At 68.6% G+C, this 13,338-nt stretch carries 14 protein-coding genes and 2 pseudogenes; 7 read left to right on the top strand and 9 right to left on the bottom strand.

Annotated features, from left to right (window positions below; translation table 11 throughout):
* Window positions 1-24 precede the first annotated feature (24 nt).
* Window positions 25-2,535, top strand: a complete 2,511-nt coding sequence (locus tag EV644_RS06420) for an ATP-binding protein (protein ID WP_241998009.1) — start codon at window positions 25-27, stop codon at window positions 2,533-2,535.
* Between the two features lie 502 nt (window positions 2,536-3,037).
* Here EV644_RS06420 and EV644_RS46085 read toward each other — a convergent pair.
* The 4 genes and pseudogenes from EV644_RS46085 to EV644_RS06410 all read right to left on the bottom strand — a co-directional run bounded on the left by EV644_RS46085 (window position 3,038) and on the right by EV644_RS06410 (window position 5,525).
* A complete protein-coding gene (locus tag EV644_RS46085) occupies window positions 3,038-3,667 on the bottom strand; it encodes an alpha/beta hydrolase (RefSeq protein ID WP_241998010.1) in 630 nt (209 codons plus the stop codon).
* A gap of 304 nt (window positions 3,668-3,971) precedes the next feature.
* Window positions 3,972-4,175, bottom strand: a pseudogene (locus tag EV644_RS46080) (alpha/beta fold hydrolase); the annotation flags it as partial.
* Window positions 4,176-4,189: 14 nt separating this feature from the next.
* On the bottom strand, window positions 4,190-4,765 hold the full coding sequence (locus EV644_RS46075) for a hypothetical protein (protein WP_241998011.1): 576 nt from the start codon (window positions 4,763-4,765) through the stop codon (window positions 4,190-4,192).
* A gap of 124 nt (window positions 4,766-4,889) precedes the next feature.
* Window positions 4,890-5,525, bottom strand: coding sequence for a TetR/AcrR family transcriptional regulator (locus EV644_RS06410; protein ID WP_132188092.1), 636 nt, complete (start codon window positions 5,523-5,525; stop codon window positions 4,890-4,892).
* 55 nt (window positions 5,526-5,580) lie between these two features.
* Between EV644_RS06410 and EV644_RS06405 the strand changes: the two genes are divergently transcribed.
* Both EV644_RS06405 and EV644_RS06400 read left to right on the top strand, forming a co-directional pair.
* Entirely contained in the window at window positions 5,581-5,874 is a 294-nt protein-coding gene (locus EV644_RS06405) for a hypothetical protein (protein WP_132188093.1), read from the top strand.
* Between the two features lie 164 nt (window positions 5,875-6,038).
* Window positions 6,039-6,716 (top strand): alpha/beta fold hydrolase, encoded by a 678-nt coding sequence (locus tag EV644_RS06400; RefSeq protein WP_132188094.1) that lies wholly within the window; start codon window positions 6,039-6,041, stop codon window positions 6,714-6,716.
* Between the two features lie 2 nt (window positions 6,717-6,718).
* On the opposite strand, the gene EV644_RS06395 is transcribed toward EV644_RS06400, so the two are convergent.
* Window positions 6,719-7,111, bottom strand: a complete 393-nt coding sequence (locus EV644_RS06395; RefSeq protein WP_132188095.1) for a cupin domain-containing protein — start codon at window positions 7,109-7,111, stop codon at window positions 6,719-6,721.
* Between the two features lie 52 nt (window positions 7,112-7,163).
* On the opposite strand from EV644_RS06395, the gene EV644_RS06390 reads away from it, so the two are divergent.
* Window positions 7,164-8,171 carry a GlxA family transcriptional regulator gene (locus EV644_RS06390; RefSeq protein WP_132188096.1) on the top strand — a complete coding sequence of 336 codons (1,008 nt, stop codon included), beginning with the start codon at window positions 7,164-7,166 and terminating at the stop codon, window positions 8,169-8,171.
* A gap of 64 nt (window positions 8,172-8,235) precedes the next feature.
* Here the strand turns inward: EV644_RS06390 and EV644_RS06385 are convergent, their stop codons facing one another.
* Window positions 8,236-8,952, bottom strand: coding sequence for an SDR family NAD(P)-dependent oxidoreductase (locus EV644_RS06385; RefSeq protein WP_132188097.1), 717 nt, complete (start codon window positions 8,950-8,952; stop codon window positions 8,236-8,238).
* A gap of 192 nt (window positions 8,953-9,144) precedes the next feature.
* Here EV644_RS06385 and EV644_RS47675 point away from each other — a divergent pair.
* Both EV644_RS47675 and EV644_RS45165 read left to right on the top strand, forming a co-directional pair.
* Window positions 9,145-9,861, top strand: a pseudogene (locus tag EV644_RS47675) (YbfB/YjiJ family MFS transporter); the annotation flags it as partial.
* Window positions 9,862-9,871: 10 nt separating this feature from the next.
* Entirely contained in the window at window positions 9,872-10,342 is a 471-nt protein-coding gene (locus EV644_RS45165; protein ID WP_199239668.1) for a YbfB/YjiJ family MFS transporter, read from the top strand.
* Here the strand turns inward: EV644_RS45165 and EV644_RS06375 are convergent.
* Window positions 10,326-10,691 (bottom strand): SgcJ/EcaC family oxidoreductase, encoded by a 366-nt coding sequence (locus tag EV644_RS06375; protein WP_132188098.1) that lies wholly within the window; start codon window positions 10,689-10,691, stop codon window positions 10,326-10,328. The genes EV644_RS45165 and EV644_RS06375 overlap by 17 nt on opposite strands.
* Before the next feature lie 80 nt (window positions 10,692-10,771).
* Between EV644_RS06375 and EV644_RS06370 the strand changes: the two genes are divergently transcribed.
* A complete protein-coding gene (locus tag EV644_RS06370; protein WP_132188099.1) occupies window positions 10,772-11,386 on the top strand; it encodes a TetR/AcrR family transcriptional regulator in 615 nt (204 codons plus the stop codon).
* Here EV644_RS06370 and EV644_RS06365 read toward each other — a convergent pair whose 3' ends face one another.
* Complete coding sequence (locus EV644_RS06365; protein ID WP_132188100.1) at window positions 11,387-12,001, bottom strand: GNAT family N-acetyltransferase; 615 nt, start codon at window positions 11,999-12,001, stop codon at window positions 11,387-11,389. It lies immediately after the preceding gene.
* A 97-nt stretch (window positions 12,002-12,098) separates the two neighbouring features.
* On the bottom strand, window positions 12,099-13,307 hold the full coding sequence (locus tag EV644_RS06360; protein WP_241998012.1) for a DUF418 domain-containing protein: 1,209 nt from the start codon (window positions 13,305-13,307) through the stop codon (window positions 12,099-12,101).
* Between the last annotated feature and the right edge of the window lie 31 nt (window positions 13,308-13,338).

The raw sequence follows: 13,338 nt of genomic DNA, 5'->3' as shown, positions 1-13,338 counted from the left end.
GCCACGCACGAGGTCGGAGACTGGGTGGGCCGTCCTTTGCCATCAGACGGGTCTCGCCGCGGCTCGGACGATGCCCAGCCAACGGGTTTCGGTGACCTGCTCCGCCGGCACCGGCGCGACGCCGGACTGTCACAAGAGGGGCTGGCCGAACTCGCTGGCCTGAGTGTCGACGCGATCGCGGCCCTGGAACGGGGTCGTCGTCGAGCGCCCAGGCCACACACGCTGAGGCTGCTCGGAGACGCTCTGAAGCTCGGCGCGCCCGACCGCGCCCAGTTGACCGCCGCTGCTCGTCGCGACGCCGACCCGGGCCAGCGCGCGACCATGCGTCCGGCGCCGGTCCCCGCGAACGAACTGGTCGGCCGCGCTACCGAGCTCGCCGAAGCCGGCCGGCTCCTCGGCGAGCGGTGCACCCGGCTGCTGACCCTGAGCGGACCCGGCGGCGTCGGCAAGACCCGCCTGGCGCTCGCGGTCGCCGGGGGAGTGGCCCACAGGTTCGACGACGGGATCTGCTGGGTGCCGCTCGCACCGGTCTCGGATCCGGCCGCGGTCGCGGTGACCATCGCCGCGTCGACCGGGTTGCACCCGCTCGACGGTGGCCGGCTGGTCGAGGAGATCGCGGCCCAGGTCGGCACCCGGAGCCTGCTGCTGGTGCTGGACAACTGCGAGCACGTCGTCGCCGACGTCGCGCTGATCTGTTCCACCCTGCTGGAGCGCTGCCCGAACCTGTCGGTGCTCGCGTCGAGCCGTGAACTGATGAGGGTCCAGGGCGAGAGCGTTTTCGTCGTACCGCCGTTGGCGCTGCCGGTGACCGAGGACCAGCTGGAGAACTCGCCGGCGGTCAAGCTGTTCGTGGATCGAGCGACCGCACGAGGCCACGCTCCGGCCGAGCAGATGGAGCAGGTCGCCCAGGTGGTCCGCAGGCTCGAAGGCATGCCGCTCGCGATCGAGCTGGCCGCCGCCCGGACGAACGTCCTCACCGTCGAGGAGCTCGCTGCCGAGCTGGAGAGCTCGTTCGGCATCCTGGCCGGTGGGAACACGACAGAAGGACCTCGGCAGCAGTCGCTGTACGGCGCGATCGAGTGGAGCCATGAGCTGCTGACCCGGGCGGAGCGGGAGTTGTTCGCGCTGCTGTCGGTGTTCGTCGGCGGGTGGACGCTGAACGCGGCCGCCGCCGTCCTCACCGGTACCGTCAGCCCGGGCCCCCTCGAGCGGGCCCGCGCGCTCGACCTGACCAGCCGGCTGGTCGACAAGTCCCTGATCAGGGTCAACCGCGACCGCGGCATCGCGCGGTACGACATGCTCGCGGTGATTCGTGAGTTCGCCGCGGACCAGCTGGTGGCCTCCGGCCGCTACGAGGAGATAGCCCGGCACCACACCGCTTTCTACACGGCGTTGGCCGAGGAAGCTGAGACCCACCTGCGCGGGGCGAACCAGGCCGACTGGCTCGACCGGCTGGACGGCGAGCTGGACAACCTCCGCGGCGCGATGACGTGGTCGCTGCGGTCCGGCACGAACGGCGAAGCGCTCAGCCTTGCCGGAAGTCTCTGGTTGTTCTGCTACCTCCGCGGCCACTATGCCGAAGGCGGCGAATGGCTGGAACGCGCCCTTGCGCTGCCGGACGCCTCCGACCCGGGGCTGGCGTCGCCCCGGGCGAAGGTCTGGCTCGGCGCGGGCATGCTCGCCTTCCTGCAGTGCGAGTACGAGGTGGCGACCACCCGGCTCGAGTCCGCCCTCGCGCAGTACAAGGAGCTCGACGACACGGCCGGTACGGCGCTGGTCATGCAGCGTCTGGGTGGAGTCTCCCGGGAGCGTGGTGACTACGTGACCGCGGAGAACTTGCACTGCCAGAGCTACGACCTGTTCGAGAGCCTGGGGGACCGGTCGGGGATGGCCTGGGCGCACAACAACCTCGGGTTCGTCGCCTGGCTGCGCGGTGACCTGGAGATCGGAGCCCGGCGCTGCCGGAAGGCGATGAACAGCTTCCGCCGGCTCGGCGACGGCGAAGGCCTCGCCTGGGCGTTGATCAGCCTCGGCACGATCTCGCAGTACAGCGGTGAGTTGAGCGAGGCGGAGGACCTGCTGCAGGAGAGCCTGGCGCTGTCCCAACGGCTCGGGTACCGCGAAGGCATCGCCTGGTCACTGAACCAGCTGGGCATCGTGGAGCGCCGCCGTGGTTTCACCGAGCGTGCGGTGCACCTGCTCGACGAGAGTCTGGCCGAGCATCGGGATCTGGGCGACCGCTGGCGCTCCGCGAGCGTGCTGGAGGAGCTGGCGACGGTCGCCCGGCAGCGGAACCGGACGGAGTACGCCGCCTTCCTGCTGGGTGCTGCGGAGGGGATCCGCGAGGTCATCGGGGCACCCGTGCCCGAGGTGGAGAAGGCCGACCATCTGGAGACCCGCCAGGCGATCGAGCAGTCCCTCGACCGCCGGGCCTTCCGCGCCGCCTGGTCCGCCGGCCGTTCCGCCCCGCTGGCCGCTGTCGCCGACGGCTACCCCGGCCCGGCTCACGCATCCGACCGCTCCACCTGGCTCTGAGACACCGCAGCTAATCAGGACGTTCGACCGGCTCTTGCTGACTGTCTGTAGGCGAACCTGAACAGGGGAATGCCCGTACTCCGGGGCCGCCCCGCCGCGGAGTACGGGCAAATCTGGCCTCGCGAGGCACCACGACCTGGGGGATCGAAGGTACCCCGCGAGGGATCTGAGAGCGGGCTTGGACAAGCGAGAACGGGTCCCGGCCGGCTGTGTCTCTGTCTGACCCCCCAGGCAGTCCCCCCACACCACAGCCGGCCGAAGCCTCGTTGGCGATGTTCCCCTCACGCCGAGCCCTCCCGGTCGACGCTTGGTTCTCCCGCGCTGACTCAAGGTTGGCGTGGTCACCCTCTGTCGCACAGGGACGAAACCCTGACAATGCCCTGACAAAGACATACTGACAACGAAAGCCTGGTCACGACCTTGCCGATCGTGACCAGGCGTTTTCCCTGTGTACCGGAATTCGGCCCGAGAATGCGGTTATTTCACGACGTGAACTGCCAAATTAGCGCAGATAACCGGAGATCGCCCTGGTGAATCCGGCGACCCGGCTCAGTGGTGCGCCTTCGGCATAGTCGGTGGAATACGGCGCGGTCGGCGCCGGAATGCCTTCGCCCGCGCAGGTGGTGTCCTTGGCCGGCGCCTTCCCGGTGGTGAGGAAGGTGTTGACGATCTTGTCGGCGCACTTGTTCACACCGCCACAGATGCCGTGGTCGCCCTCGCCGGCGATCGTGAGCAGCCGCGACCCGGTGTACCGGCTGTGGGCGGACCGGGCGAGCGAGATGTTGGTGGCGGGGTCATGCACCGACTGCACCATCAGTGTCGTCGGCAGTCCCTTGCCGGTTGGGACGGGCATCTCGAGCTGCGGCCGATCCCAGTAGAAGCAGGGGTTCTCGTTCATGCCCCAGCCGAGCAGGGGATAGTGCGGTCCAAGCCGGGCGGCCAGCTGGTCACCGACCTCGCGCCCCTGCGGCCAGGCGGTGTCGTTGCAGGTGACCGCGGTGAAGGTCGCGTTCTCGGCGCTCTCCGCGAACGGCCGGCCGGACTGCCGCAGACCGAACAGCGCCAGGCCGACCGTGTGCCGGGTCGCGCGCTCGACGAGTTGCCGCTGACGGGCCAGTGGGAGCTCGTCCACTTTCCGTTGCGCGGCCCGTGGTCCGCCCTTTACTCTGAGCCGCTGAAAGATCACGCAGAAATGCCAGATCGAGAGCCAGTGAGGGGAAATCCATCTTTGTATACATATCCCCGGCAACGATGTTGTCCAGGGCGTTCTGGTCGTAGCTGATCTTCACCGACCCGTCCAGGAACTCCTCTACCGCCGGCTGCTTTTTCAGCTCCGCCCGGAGTCTTTCGTAGGTCCTGATCACCAGCCGTGGAGAACTTCCGAGTTTCAGCTTCGCGTCGTACTTCGCTGCCCAACTCGCGAAATCCTCGCGGAATCGGCGCTCGAATCCCTGCGGCTGCGCACTGAACGTGTCCAGCCACGGCCGGGTGAAGTCCGTGTTCGAGTCGAGCACGAAGCGGCCGACGTGCTCGGGGAAGTAGGTCTGGTAGTACGCGCCCAACCAGGTGCCGCCGGAGTAGCCGACCCAGTCGATCTTGTCGTAGCCCAGCAACTGGCGGATCAGGTCGATGTCCTGCACGGTCTGCGCGGTGTTCACGTACGGCAGCAGATCGCGCGACTGGCGCGCGCAGTACGGGGCGGCGGGAGGCCTCGGAGATCAGGTCGAGGTTCCACCGGTCGCGGTCGCGCGCGTCCATCGTGTAGCCCGGGGCGCCTTCGCAGGTGACGTTGTCGCTGTCGCCGGTGCCGCGCGGGTCGAACCCGACCGTGAGATGGTCCTTGGCGAGTTCCTTCTGGCTTTGCCAGGTACGGCGCCATGCCGAGTCCCGCCGCGCCGGGGCCGCCCGGGTTGCCGAACACGACCCGGCTCGGCTTGCCCTTGGCCGGGGCGATCTTGCTGATCGCGAGCTGGGTGTCCTTGCCTGAGTACTGGTTCGACCAGTCGCGCGGGGCGGCGATCTTCGCGCAGTACGTGCGCAGTTCCGGGTCGCCGCACTGCTGCCAGGCGGGTCTCTGGTCCAGGTACCGCTTTGCCACCTTGTTCGGGCCTAGCTGCACTCGCGGCTGTGCTTGTGGGGCCTCGACCGAGGCGGTCGCCCCGGAGCCGGGGATCGCCAGTAGTGCCGTAGCACTGATACCGAGGCCGACGGCCAGGGTACGGAACTTCATACATCCTCCAATCGGATGGCCAAGCGTGATCGGACCGTCGCAATCTGTCATGTCAGGGTGTGACGGTCGAGCACCACCCCCGGCCCGTCGCGGGAGCTGCGAGTGATCGTGGAGCGACCCGCGATCAGGACTCGCAGAGTTGGGGGAGGACGGTCTGGAGGGTCCACTTCTCCCAGTCGGCGGGCGTCCAGTGGCGCTCGTCCACAAGGAGCAGATAGAGCTCGGGGCTGAGGAGTCCGAACAGGATGTCCGCGGCGTGCTCGACGGTGACTCCCGCGTGGGCGCCAGGCTTGCTCAGCAGGCCGGTCGCGGCCGCGGTCTGCACGGTGAGGCGCGGGTCCTCCTGCTGGTCCGGCCAGAGGTCCCCGATCGCGGGATCCGTTGACGCGGCGGCCGCCAGCATCTTCATGATCGGCGCCACTCTTTCGAGCACCGCCCTGGTGCCGCTGATGTGCCGGCGGAGCTGCTCCTGGGCGGTCTCCGCGGCCAGCGCCTCGCGGAACCATGGCCGGTCCAGGGTCGCGACCGGCTCGTCGTCACCCGCGATCGTCCGGTCCACCAGCTCCTTCAGCACGGTCTGCTTGTTCCCGAAGCTGTAGTAGATCGTCTGCACCGCGCATCCCGCCTTCGTGGCGATGTCCTGCAGCGCGGTCGCGCCGTACCCGTCGCGCACGAACAGCTCGCCGGCGGCGTCGAGGATCCGGCCGCGGGTCAGCCGTGCCTTCTCGGAGCGTCCGTCACTCTTCTTGACGTGGATCATGTTTGTAGTCTATCTCTAGAGTTACTCACTAGAGTCCAACTACAAGGAGTTTGCGATGACCATCCTGCGCCTGACCCGATTCAGCCTGAAGCCGTCGGTGGACGCCGACGCGATGCTGAAGACCCGGGCGGACCTGATCGACGCGGTCCGCGCGCAGTTCGACGGCCTGACCGAGACCCGTCTCGCCAAGGTCGACGACACCACCTGGCTCGACCTCTGGCGCTGGGAGTCCGCGGAGGCGCTCCAGACCGCCTTGGCCGGCGCGCCCGCCCTGCCCCAGGCCGGGGCCGCGTTCGCCCAGATCGAGGACGCCACCGACGAACGGATGGAACTGGTCGAGGAACGCTGACCGGTGGTGGGTGCGCTCGCCTGGAGCGTGCCCACCAATCTGTCGGCCGCGGGTTCTAGGGTGACCATGCGCGATCCTGAGGGGAACGAGTTCCGCGCGGCTCGAGCGCGGGCCCCGCGCGGGTGGATGCTGGGTGCCTGTTGCTGACGGAAGGGGATGGTCGGATGAAGGTTTCGCTCGAAGCGGGGGAGTTCCACTACGTCGGGTACGGCGATGAGGGGGCTCCGCCGATGGTGCTGGTGCACGGGATGGGGTGGAGTTCCTCGACCTGGGAGCAGGTGGCACCGACCTTGGCGAAGACCCGGCGGGTCATCGCCCTGGACCTGCGGGGTCACGGCGAGAGCGTGTGGACCCCGACGTATTCCTTCGAGGAGATGCGGGACGACCTGCTGGAGTTCGCCGATCGGCTCGAGCTCGGCAAGTTCCTGCTCTGCGGCCACTCGATGGGAGCGAGCGTCTCGTGGCTCTTCGCCGAGCGGTACGTCGATCGCCTGACCGGGCTGGTCATCGTCGACGCGGCACCACCGGACGGCGACGGGGACTGGACGGTCCCGCCGAAGCCGGAAGGTGAGCTCATCGCCGACTGGGAGATGCTGATCGCGCTCTACGGTCAGCAGGCGAAACCGGATCCCGCCTGGTGGGCGGACCTGCCGAAGATCACCGTCCCCACCTTGATTGTCGGAGGTGGCTCCACGAGCAAGGTCCCGCAGGAGTCGCTGGCCGCCGCGGCGAAGCTGCTCCCGGATGCCACCCTCGTGACGGTCGAGGGTGCGGGCCACCACGTGCAGACCGCCAAGCCCGACGAACTCCTCGCTGCCATCGAGCAGTGGGCGAAGGACTGAGGTCAGTCCCCCAGGGGCAGGCCGGTGTGGGTCTTGATGTGGTCGGGGATCGGGTCGTGGGTGTCGCCGGTGGTGGGAGTGCCGGCCGGGTCGATCACCACGATCGAGGCGCCGCCGTCGGAGAACGGCCGGTGGTAGACGCCGCGGGGCACGACGAAGACACAGCCTGGCGTCAGTGAGACGACGCGCTCGTCCGGGTCCCGCAGTGCGATGCTGAGCTGACCGTCCAGCACCAGGAAGAACTCGTCCGTGGTGTCGTGCACGTGCCAGACGTAGGAGCCCGCGACGTGGGTCACGCGGACGTCGTAGTCATTGATCCGCGCCGCGATCCGCGGGCTCCACAGCTCGTCGAAGGTCTTCAGCGCGGCGTTCAGGTCGACAGGTTCGGTAGTCACCTGATCATCGTCACCCCGTGCGCCCGGTCGGCGTGAGTGCTAGGAATAGCGTATGTCGAAAGAATCCTCGCATGGCGGTGAGCGCGCTCGGGCGCACAACCGGGCGCACCGGGTCGCGCTGATCGTCGACCACGGCTCGAACCCGTTCGAGCTGGGCGTGGCGACCGAGTTGTTCGGCCTGCGCCGCCCGGAGCTCGACCGCACCTGGTACGACCTGACCCTCTGTACGCCGGAGCCGGCGGTCCGCCTGGCCACGGGGTTCTTCACGCTGACCGGTGTGGCTGGGCTCGATCAGGTCGACACCGCGGACACGGTGATCGTGCCGAACCGCCCGGATCCCGAGGTGCCACCGTCGCCCGCGGTGCTTGACGCAGTACGACGGGCCGCCGCGCGCGGGGCCCGGCTGGTCAGCTTCTGTACGGGTGCCTTCACGCTCGCGGCGGCCGGTGTGCTCGACGGGCGGCGGGCAACCACGCACTGGCGATGGGCTGAGCTCTTCAGCAGCATGTTCCCCGCGGTGAAGCTGGAGCCGGATGTGCTGTTCGTTGACGACGGCAACATTCTGACAGCGGCCGGGAGCGCGGCGGCGCTGGACCTCGGGCTGCACCTCATTCGCCGCGACCACGGCGCAGAGGTGGCGAACGCGGTCAGCCGCCGACTCGTCTTCACCGCGCATCGCGATGGCGGCCAGCGCCAGTTCATCGACCAGCCGGTCCCGCCGGTCGCCGACACTTCGCTGGCTCCGCTACTGGCCTGGGTGCGGGCGGAACTCGCGAGCCCGCTGACGATCGCGGACATCGCTTCACACGCGTCCATGAGCCAGGCCACCTTGCACCGGCGCTTCCAGGCCGAGCTCGGGACAACGCCGCTCGCCTGGCTCACCGCCGAACGTGTCGCCCTGGCGTGCCGGTTGCTCGAAGCCGGTGAGGTCCGGCTGGATGCGGTGGCCCGGCAATGCGGACTGGGCACGGCGACCAACCTGCGGATTCAGTTGAGGCGCCGTACCGGGTTGACGCCGACCGACTATCGCCGCCGCTTCAGCCTGGCGAGCCCGGGGTGAACGTTCGCCCCTTCACCCGGCTGACGCACGACGCCCGGGTGAAGGGGCGAATGAACGGGGTGGGCTAGTGCCCGGCGCTTTGGCCGCCGTCGACGTGGAGGATCTCGCCGGTGACGAACTGGGCGGATTCCAGGTAGAGGACGGCTTCGACGATCTCGGAGAGTTCACCCATTCGGCCGACCGGGTGGAGGCCGGCGAGCGACTCGTGCGTCTCCACCGGGTGCATCGGAGTCTTGATGATGCCGGGGGAGACGGCGTTGGAGCGGATGCCGCGGGCGGCGTACTCGATCGCCAGCGACTTCGTGGCGGCCTGCAGACCGCCCTTGGTCAACGACGCCAGTACCGAGGGGACGTTGGAGTTGGGGTGGTCGACCAGGCTGGTGGTGATGTTGACGATGTGGCCGGTGCCCTGGCTGAGCATGTGCGGCACCACCTGCTGGGTGGCGCGGAAGAAGCCCGCCAGGTTCACCGCGACCAGCGAGGCGAACTCTTCCTCGGTGTAGTCGGTGAACGGCTTGGCGACGAACAGGCCGGCGTTGTTGATCAGGGTGTCGACGCGGCCGAACCGCTCGATCGCCGCGCTGATCACGCGCTCCGGAGTCCCCGGATCGGCGATGTCGCCCTGGACGGTGACGAGGTCGGCGTCGTCGGACGGCGCGATGGTGCGGGCGTTGGCGACGACAGCCCAGCCGAGCTTGCGGTAGGCGGTGACGAGACCGTCGCCGATGCCTCGGGACGCGCCGGTGACGACGGCGACCTGCTGACCTTGCGTGGAGCTCATGAGGGACCTTCTTCAGTGGAGTTATGAGTACTAGCCGACCGGTCTACTAAGAAGCTAGACGACCGGTCGACAAAGATCAAATGCGGTTCGTCCTGGACGGTGTGAAAGGGTTCACCGGTAGGAGGCTGCGCCTTTCAGCACGGAGCAGATCGGTCGTGGCGAGCGCTTGACGGGGAGACCGACGATGAGGTCATGCGAACCACTGCCAAGCCATGGGTGCATGTTGGGCAGGCCGCGGCGGCGTTGGCAGCCGCGATGGGGATCGGCCGTTTCGTCTACACCCCGATCCTTCCGTTGATGCATGCCCGGGCCGGTCTGTCCGCCGCGGCCGGCGCGAACCTGGCCACCGCCAACTACGTCGGCTATCTCGTCGGTGCGGTCGTGGGCACGCTGGCGCCCGGTCTCGTTCGTTCGTCGGCTGTCCTGCGCGGCTCACTCGTCCTGATCGCTGCGACGCTCGCGGGCATGGCAGCCACCCATTCGACTGCGCTCTGGATCGTGCTGCGACTGCTGGCGGGAGCCGCGAGTGCCCTTGCCTTTGTCATCGTCGTCAGCTCACTGCTCAGCCACCTGCGTGACCATCCGGCGCACCTGCCCGGTTGGGCGTTCGGGGGAGTAGGAGCGGGCATCGCTCTGTCCGGACTGCTTGTGCTCGCCATTCGCTCGGTGGCCAGCTGGCAGGTCGCGTGGTTGGCCTCTGCTGCGCTGGCGGTGGTCTTCGCCGTCCTGGCGTGGAATCTGCGTCCCGCGTTGCCTGCAGTCGAGGGCGGGACGCCGGTGACGCGGCTGCGTTCGCGGACGCACAGGTGGTTCTCAGCGTTGTTCGCCAGCTACAGCCTCGAAGGCGTCGGCTACGTGGTGGCGGGCACGTTCTTGGTCGCGGCGATCGAGCAGAGTTCGCCGGGCTGGATCGGTAGCGGTGCCTGGGTTCTGGTCGGACTCGCCGTTGGTGCCGTCCTCGGCCGCTTGGGCCTGGCTGGGGCGTCGGTGGTCGCGGCCGGACCTGCTGTTCACCGCGCTGATCGTGCAGGCCGTCGGGATTGCTCTGCCCGCACTGGTCGGTGGCGTGGCACCAGCGCTGATCTCCGCGTTCTTGTTCGGGGCGACGTTCCTGGGAATCGGCACGATCGCCCTCGCGGCTGGTTCACACCTGCAGTACCCGCGGGCGGTGGCCCTGCTGACCGCGGGGTACTCCGTCGGCCAGATCCTCGGGCCGCTGGTGGTCACCCCGTTGCTCCGGAACGGCTACCACCAGGCGCTGATCCTCGCGGCGGTCGTCGTCGCCACCGCGGCGGTCGCGGCCGCAGTACTGCGGGTCGGGTTCCCGCATCAACTGCCGGCCGCAGACGACCGCGGAGTCGGTGAGGAGCGCGTCAGTGCTCGGTGCTGATTCGGGACACGTGGTACTGGCGGATCTTCCAGGCGCCGTCCTCGAACCGAAGGACCAGGGACAGGTGGACCGGAGCGGTCCAACCGGTAGGGTCGCGGAAGGTGACGTCCGCGAAGCCGCCGGCGGCCTGGTCGCCGATCGTGTAGGTGTGCAGGAGGTCGACATCCGCGCTGCGGTTGTCGGCGACGGCCGCGTAGTAGTCACGGACCGCGTCCCGGCCGGCGATCACCTCGGGGCCGAAGCCCTGGAACAGCGCGTCGGTGGTGAATAGTTCGGCCATGGCCTCGGGCTGGTGGCCGTCGAACGCGGCCTTCCACTGGTCCAGTACGTCGTGCATCGGGTTGCCCATCGCGACTCTCCTTCAACGGAAACAGAAACTAGCCGACCGGTCGACTAAGAGAGTAGACGACCGGTCGTACACTGAACAACATGGGACGGACAAGTGATGCGCGGGAGAAGATCCTCTCGGTGGCGCAGGCGCTGATCGAGGTGCGTGGGTACTCGTCGCTGGGCGTGGCCGAGATCTGCAAGGCGGCCGGCGTGCCCAAGGGCAGCTTCTACTACTTCTTCGAGTCCAAGGAAGCCCTGGGGCTGGCCGTGATCGACCGGCACTGGGAAGACCAGCGGCGCGACTGGACCGCGATCCTGCAGAGTGATGCGGAGCCGCTCCAGCGGTTGCGGAAGCTGTTCGAGGCGACCGAGGCAGCTCAGCTGGCCGGTCAGCAGACCTGTGGCACCGTCTCGGGCTGTCTGTTCGGCAACCTGACACTGGAGCTGAGCAACCAGGCCGAGCCGATCCGCAAACGCCTGCAGGAGATCTTCGACGAGCAGGTGGATCTGGTCGAGCTGGTTGTCGCCGATGCCCGTGCGCGCGGCGAGGTGACGGTGGCCGACGACCGCGGGGCGGCCCGCTCGGTGGTTGCCCAGCTCGAGGGTCAGGTGTTGTTCGCCAAGCTCTTCAACGACCCGCAGCGACTCGAAGCTCTGTGGACCAACTGCCTGGCGCTGCTGGGTGCGAAGGTGCCTGAGCAGACTGGCGGCTGATCAGTCGTCGGCCGGAGTGGGGTCGGTGTGGAGCCGGATCTGCTTGACGCGGACGGAGCCGTCGCCGTACAGGTCGAGCTCGCGGTGGGCGCCGTCGGCGCCCCAGCCGGACTCGGTGTAGAAGCCGCGGAGGACGTCGTCGGTGGAGTTCACCCAGACGGTGACGCGGCTGAAGCCGTCGGCGCGGATGGTGTCGACCACTGCATTCAGCAGGCGCGAGCCGTGCCCGGCGCGGGTGGCCTCGGGGTCGACCGCCAGCTCGGCGACGAGGGCGTCGTGGCGCGGGTCGGCGTCCGGGTCGTCCGACGCGGTGATCGCGGCGAAGCCGACCAGCGAGCGGCCTGCCAGTGCGACCAGGACGCGGTTGCGGGCCTCTCCGGGAGCGAGTAGCGCGGCCCGCCACTGGGCGGCGAACTGGGCCGGGTTGAGGTCGGCGAGCACGTCGGCCGGGAGCAGGTTCTCGTAGGCGCGGCGCCAGGCGGCGACCTGGATCTCGCCGATCGCGTCGGCCTCGGCGGGCAATGCCAGCCGCACGCTCGACTCGGCGATCGGATCCTCCGACGCGCCCAGGGAAGACAGGTTGGCCGGTTCCGGTACGCCGAAGTCGCTGCTCATACGGCCCATCCTTTCAAAGCGCCCGGCAACGGCGATCGGCAGGACACCCGTCGGGGAGGTGTCCTGCCGATCGCGGTCTCAGTAGGTCAGCCGGTTCTCAGTAGGTCAGGCGGCGGAGCAGGGTCTCGGCCGGACCGCGGTACGAGTGCTTCTTCAGCTGGTAGGCGCCGATCACCGAGATCGTCCAGACCGCGATCGCGGCACCCGCGGCGGTGAAGGCAGTGTTGCCGAGCCGGTCACCCAGGTTCAGCGTGAACGGGGCCAGCAGCAGCATCCAGGCGATCGACTGGAACAGGTAGCCGCTCATCGAACGCTGACCGAGTGCCGAGATCGCCGTGATCAGCAGACCCAGCTGGTCCGGCCGGCGGTTCGCGGTGAGCTTGCCGACGAGCAGGGCGAACAGTGCGATGTACCCCGGGCCGCCGAACTGGCCGCTGATGTTGTGCAGGAAGCTCATCGCATCCACCGCGGCAGCGTCGACGTGCAGCCAGCCGGCCGACACCAGAGCGAGCGGGAGGCCGCCCAGGATGGTGATGCCCATGCAGACCGTGGCGACCCGGATCAGGAGGGTGCGGTGGGCCAGCGGGTTCTCCAGCAGTTGCTTGCGTGCTGCCCAGATGCCGATCCAGACGATGACGATGAAACCGAGCACGGTGGCGGTGTGCAGCGGGTACTCGTGCAGCCGGTTGACCAGGCCGGCGCCGTAGTTCTTGGCGGCCAGTGACGGGTTCGGGCTGTCGGTCATCGTGTGGGCCGGGCCGGAACTGTTGGCGATGGCGAGCACGACCAGGCCGGCGGCGATGATCGTGTAGACGACCTGGGCTCCCCAGATCCACAGGATGATCTTGTGGAACTTGTCGCCCCGATTCAGCAGGAGCAGCGTGCAGAGGATCCCGACGATGCCGTAGGCGCCGAGGAAGTCACCGAAGTACAAGAGCGTCGCGTGGGCCAGGCCGAAGGCGACGAGCCAGCCGTTCCGCTTGAGCAGGATCTTCCGTATTCCGCTCGCGGTGGTGCCCGCGTTCCGCTGCCGCCGGGCGAGCTGGACCAGCCCGTAGCCGAACATCACCGCGAACACCGGATAGGCCCGCGCATCCACCAGCGTGATCTTGAGGAGGTTGAGGATCCGCTCGAGCCCGTGCGGATCTCCGTTCAGTCCGGGCTGTCCGGCGAACGCGAAGTTGGCCGCGTTCGCGAGCCCGATCAGCAACAACATCGCACCCCGGATCAGGTCCGGAGCCAACGCCCGCTCCCGCCCCGTGACCGGCCCCGGCCACCCAGCAACCCGCTCAGCCACCTGCACCACGACAACCACTCCTTCAAACTGTTGAACCCCT

The sequence above is a fragment of the Kribbella orskensis genome, from assembly GCF_004342085.1.
GTDB lineage: Bacteria > Actinomycetota > Actinomycetes > Propionibacteriales > Kribbellaceae > Kribbella > Kribbella orskensis.
The sequence above is the reverse complement of the archived record's forward strand: the minus strand, read 5'-3'. Positions and strand labels throughout refer to the sequence as shown.

Coding starts and splice junctions, on each gene's coding strand:
- EV644_RS46075 (WP_241998011.1), bottom strand. CDS start 4,765: ATGAAGTTCCGTACCCTGGCCGTCGGCCTCGGTATCAGTGCTACGGCA.
- EV644_RS06410 (WP_132188092.1), bottom strand. CDS start 5,525: ATGATCCACGTCAAGAAGAGTGACGGACGCTCCGAGAAGGCACGGCTG.
- EV644_RS06405 (WP_132188093.1), top strand. CDS start 5,581: ATGACCATCCTGCGCCTGACCCGATTCAGCCTGAAGCCGTCGGTGGAC.
- EV644_RS06400 (WP_132188094.1), top strand. CDS start 6,039: ATGAAGGTTTCGCTCGAAGCGGGGGAGTTCCACTACGTCGGGTACGGC.
- EV644_RS06390 (WP_132188096.1), top strand. CDS start 7,164: ATGTCGAAAGAATCCTCGCATGGCGGTGAGCGCGCTCGGGCGCACAAC.
- EV644_RS06385 (WP_132188097.1), bottom strand. CDS start 8,952: ATGAGCTCCACGCAAGGTCAGCAGGTCGCCGTCGTCACCGGCGCGTCC.
- EV644_RS06375 (WP_132188098.1), bottom strand. CDS start 10,691: ATGGGCAACCCGATGCACGACGTACTGGACCAGTGGAAGGCCGCGTTC.
- EV644_RS06370 (WP_132188099.1), top strand. CDS start 10,772: ATGGGACGGACAAGTGATGCGCGGGAGAAGATCCTCTCGGTGGCGCAG.
- EV644_RS06365 (WP_132188100.1), bottom strand. CDS start 12,001: ATGAGCAGCGACTTCGGCGTACCGGAACCGGCCAACCTGTCTTCCCTG.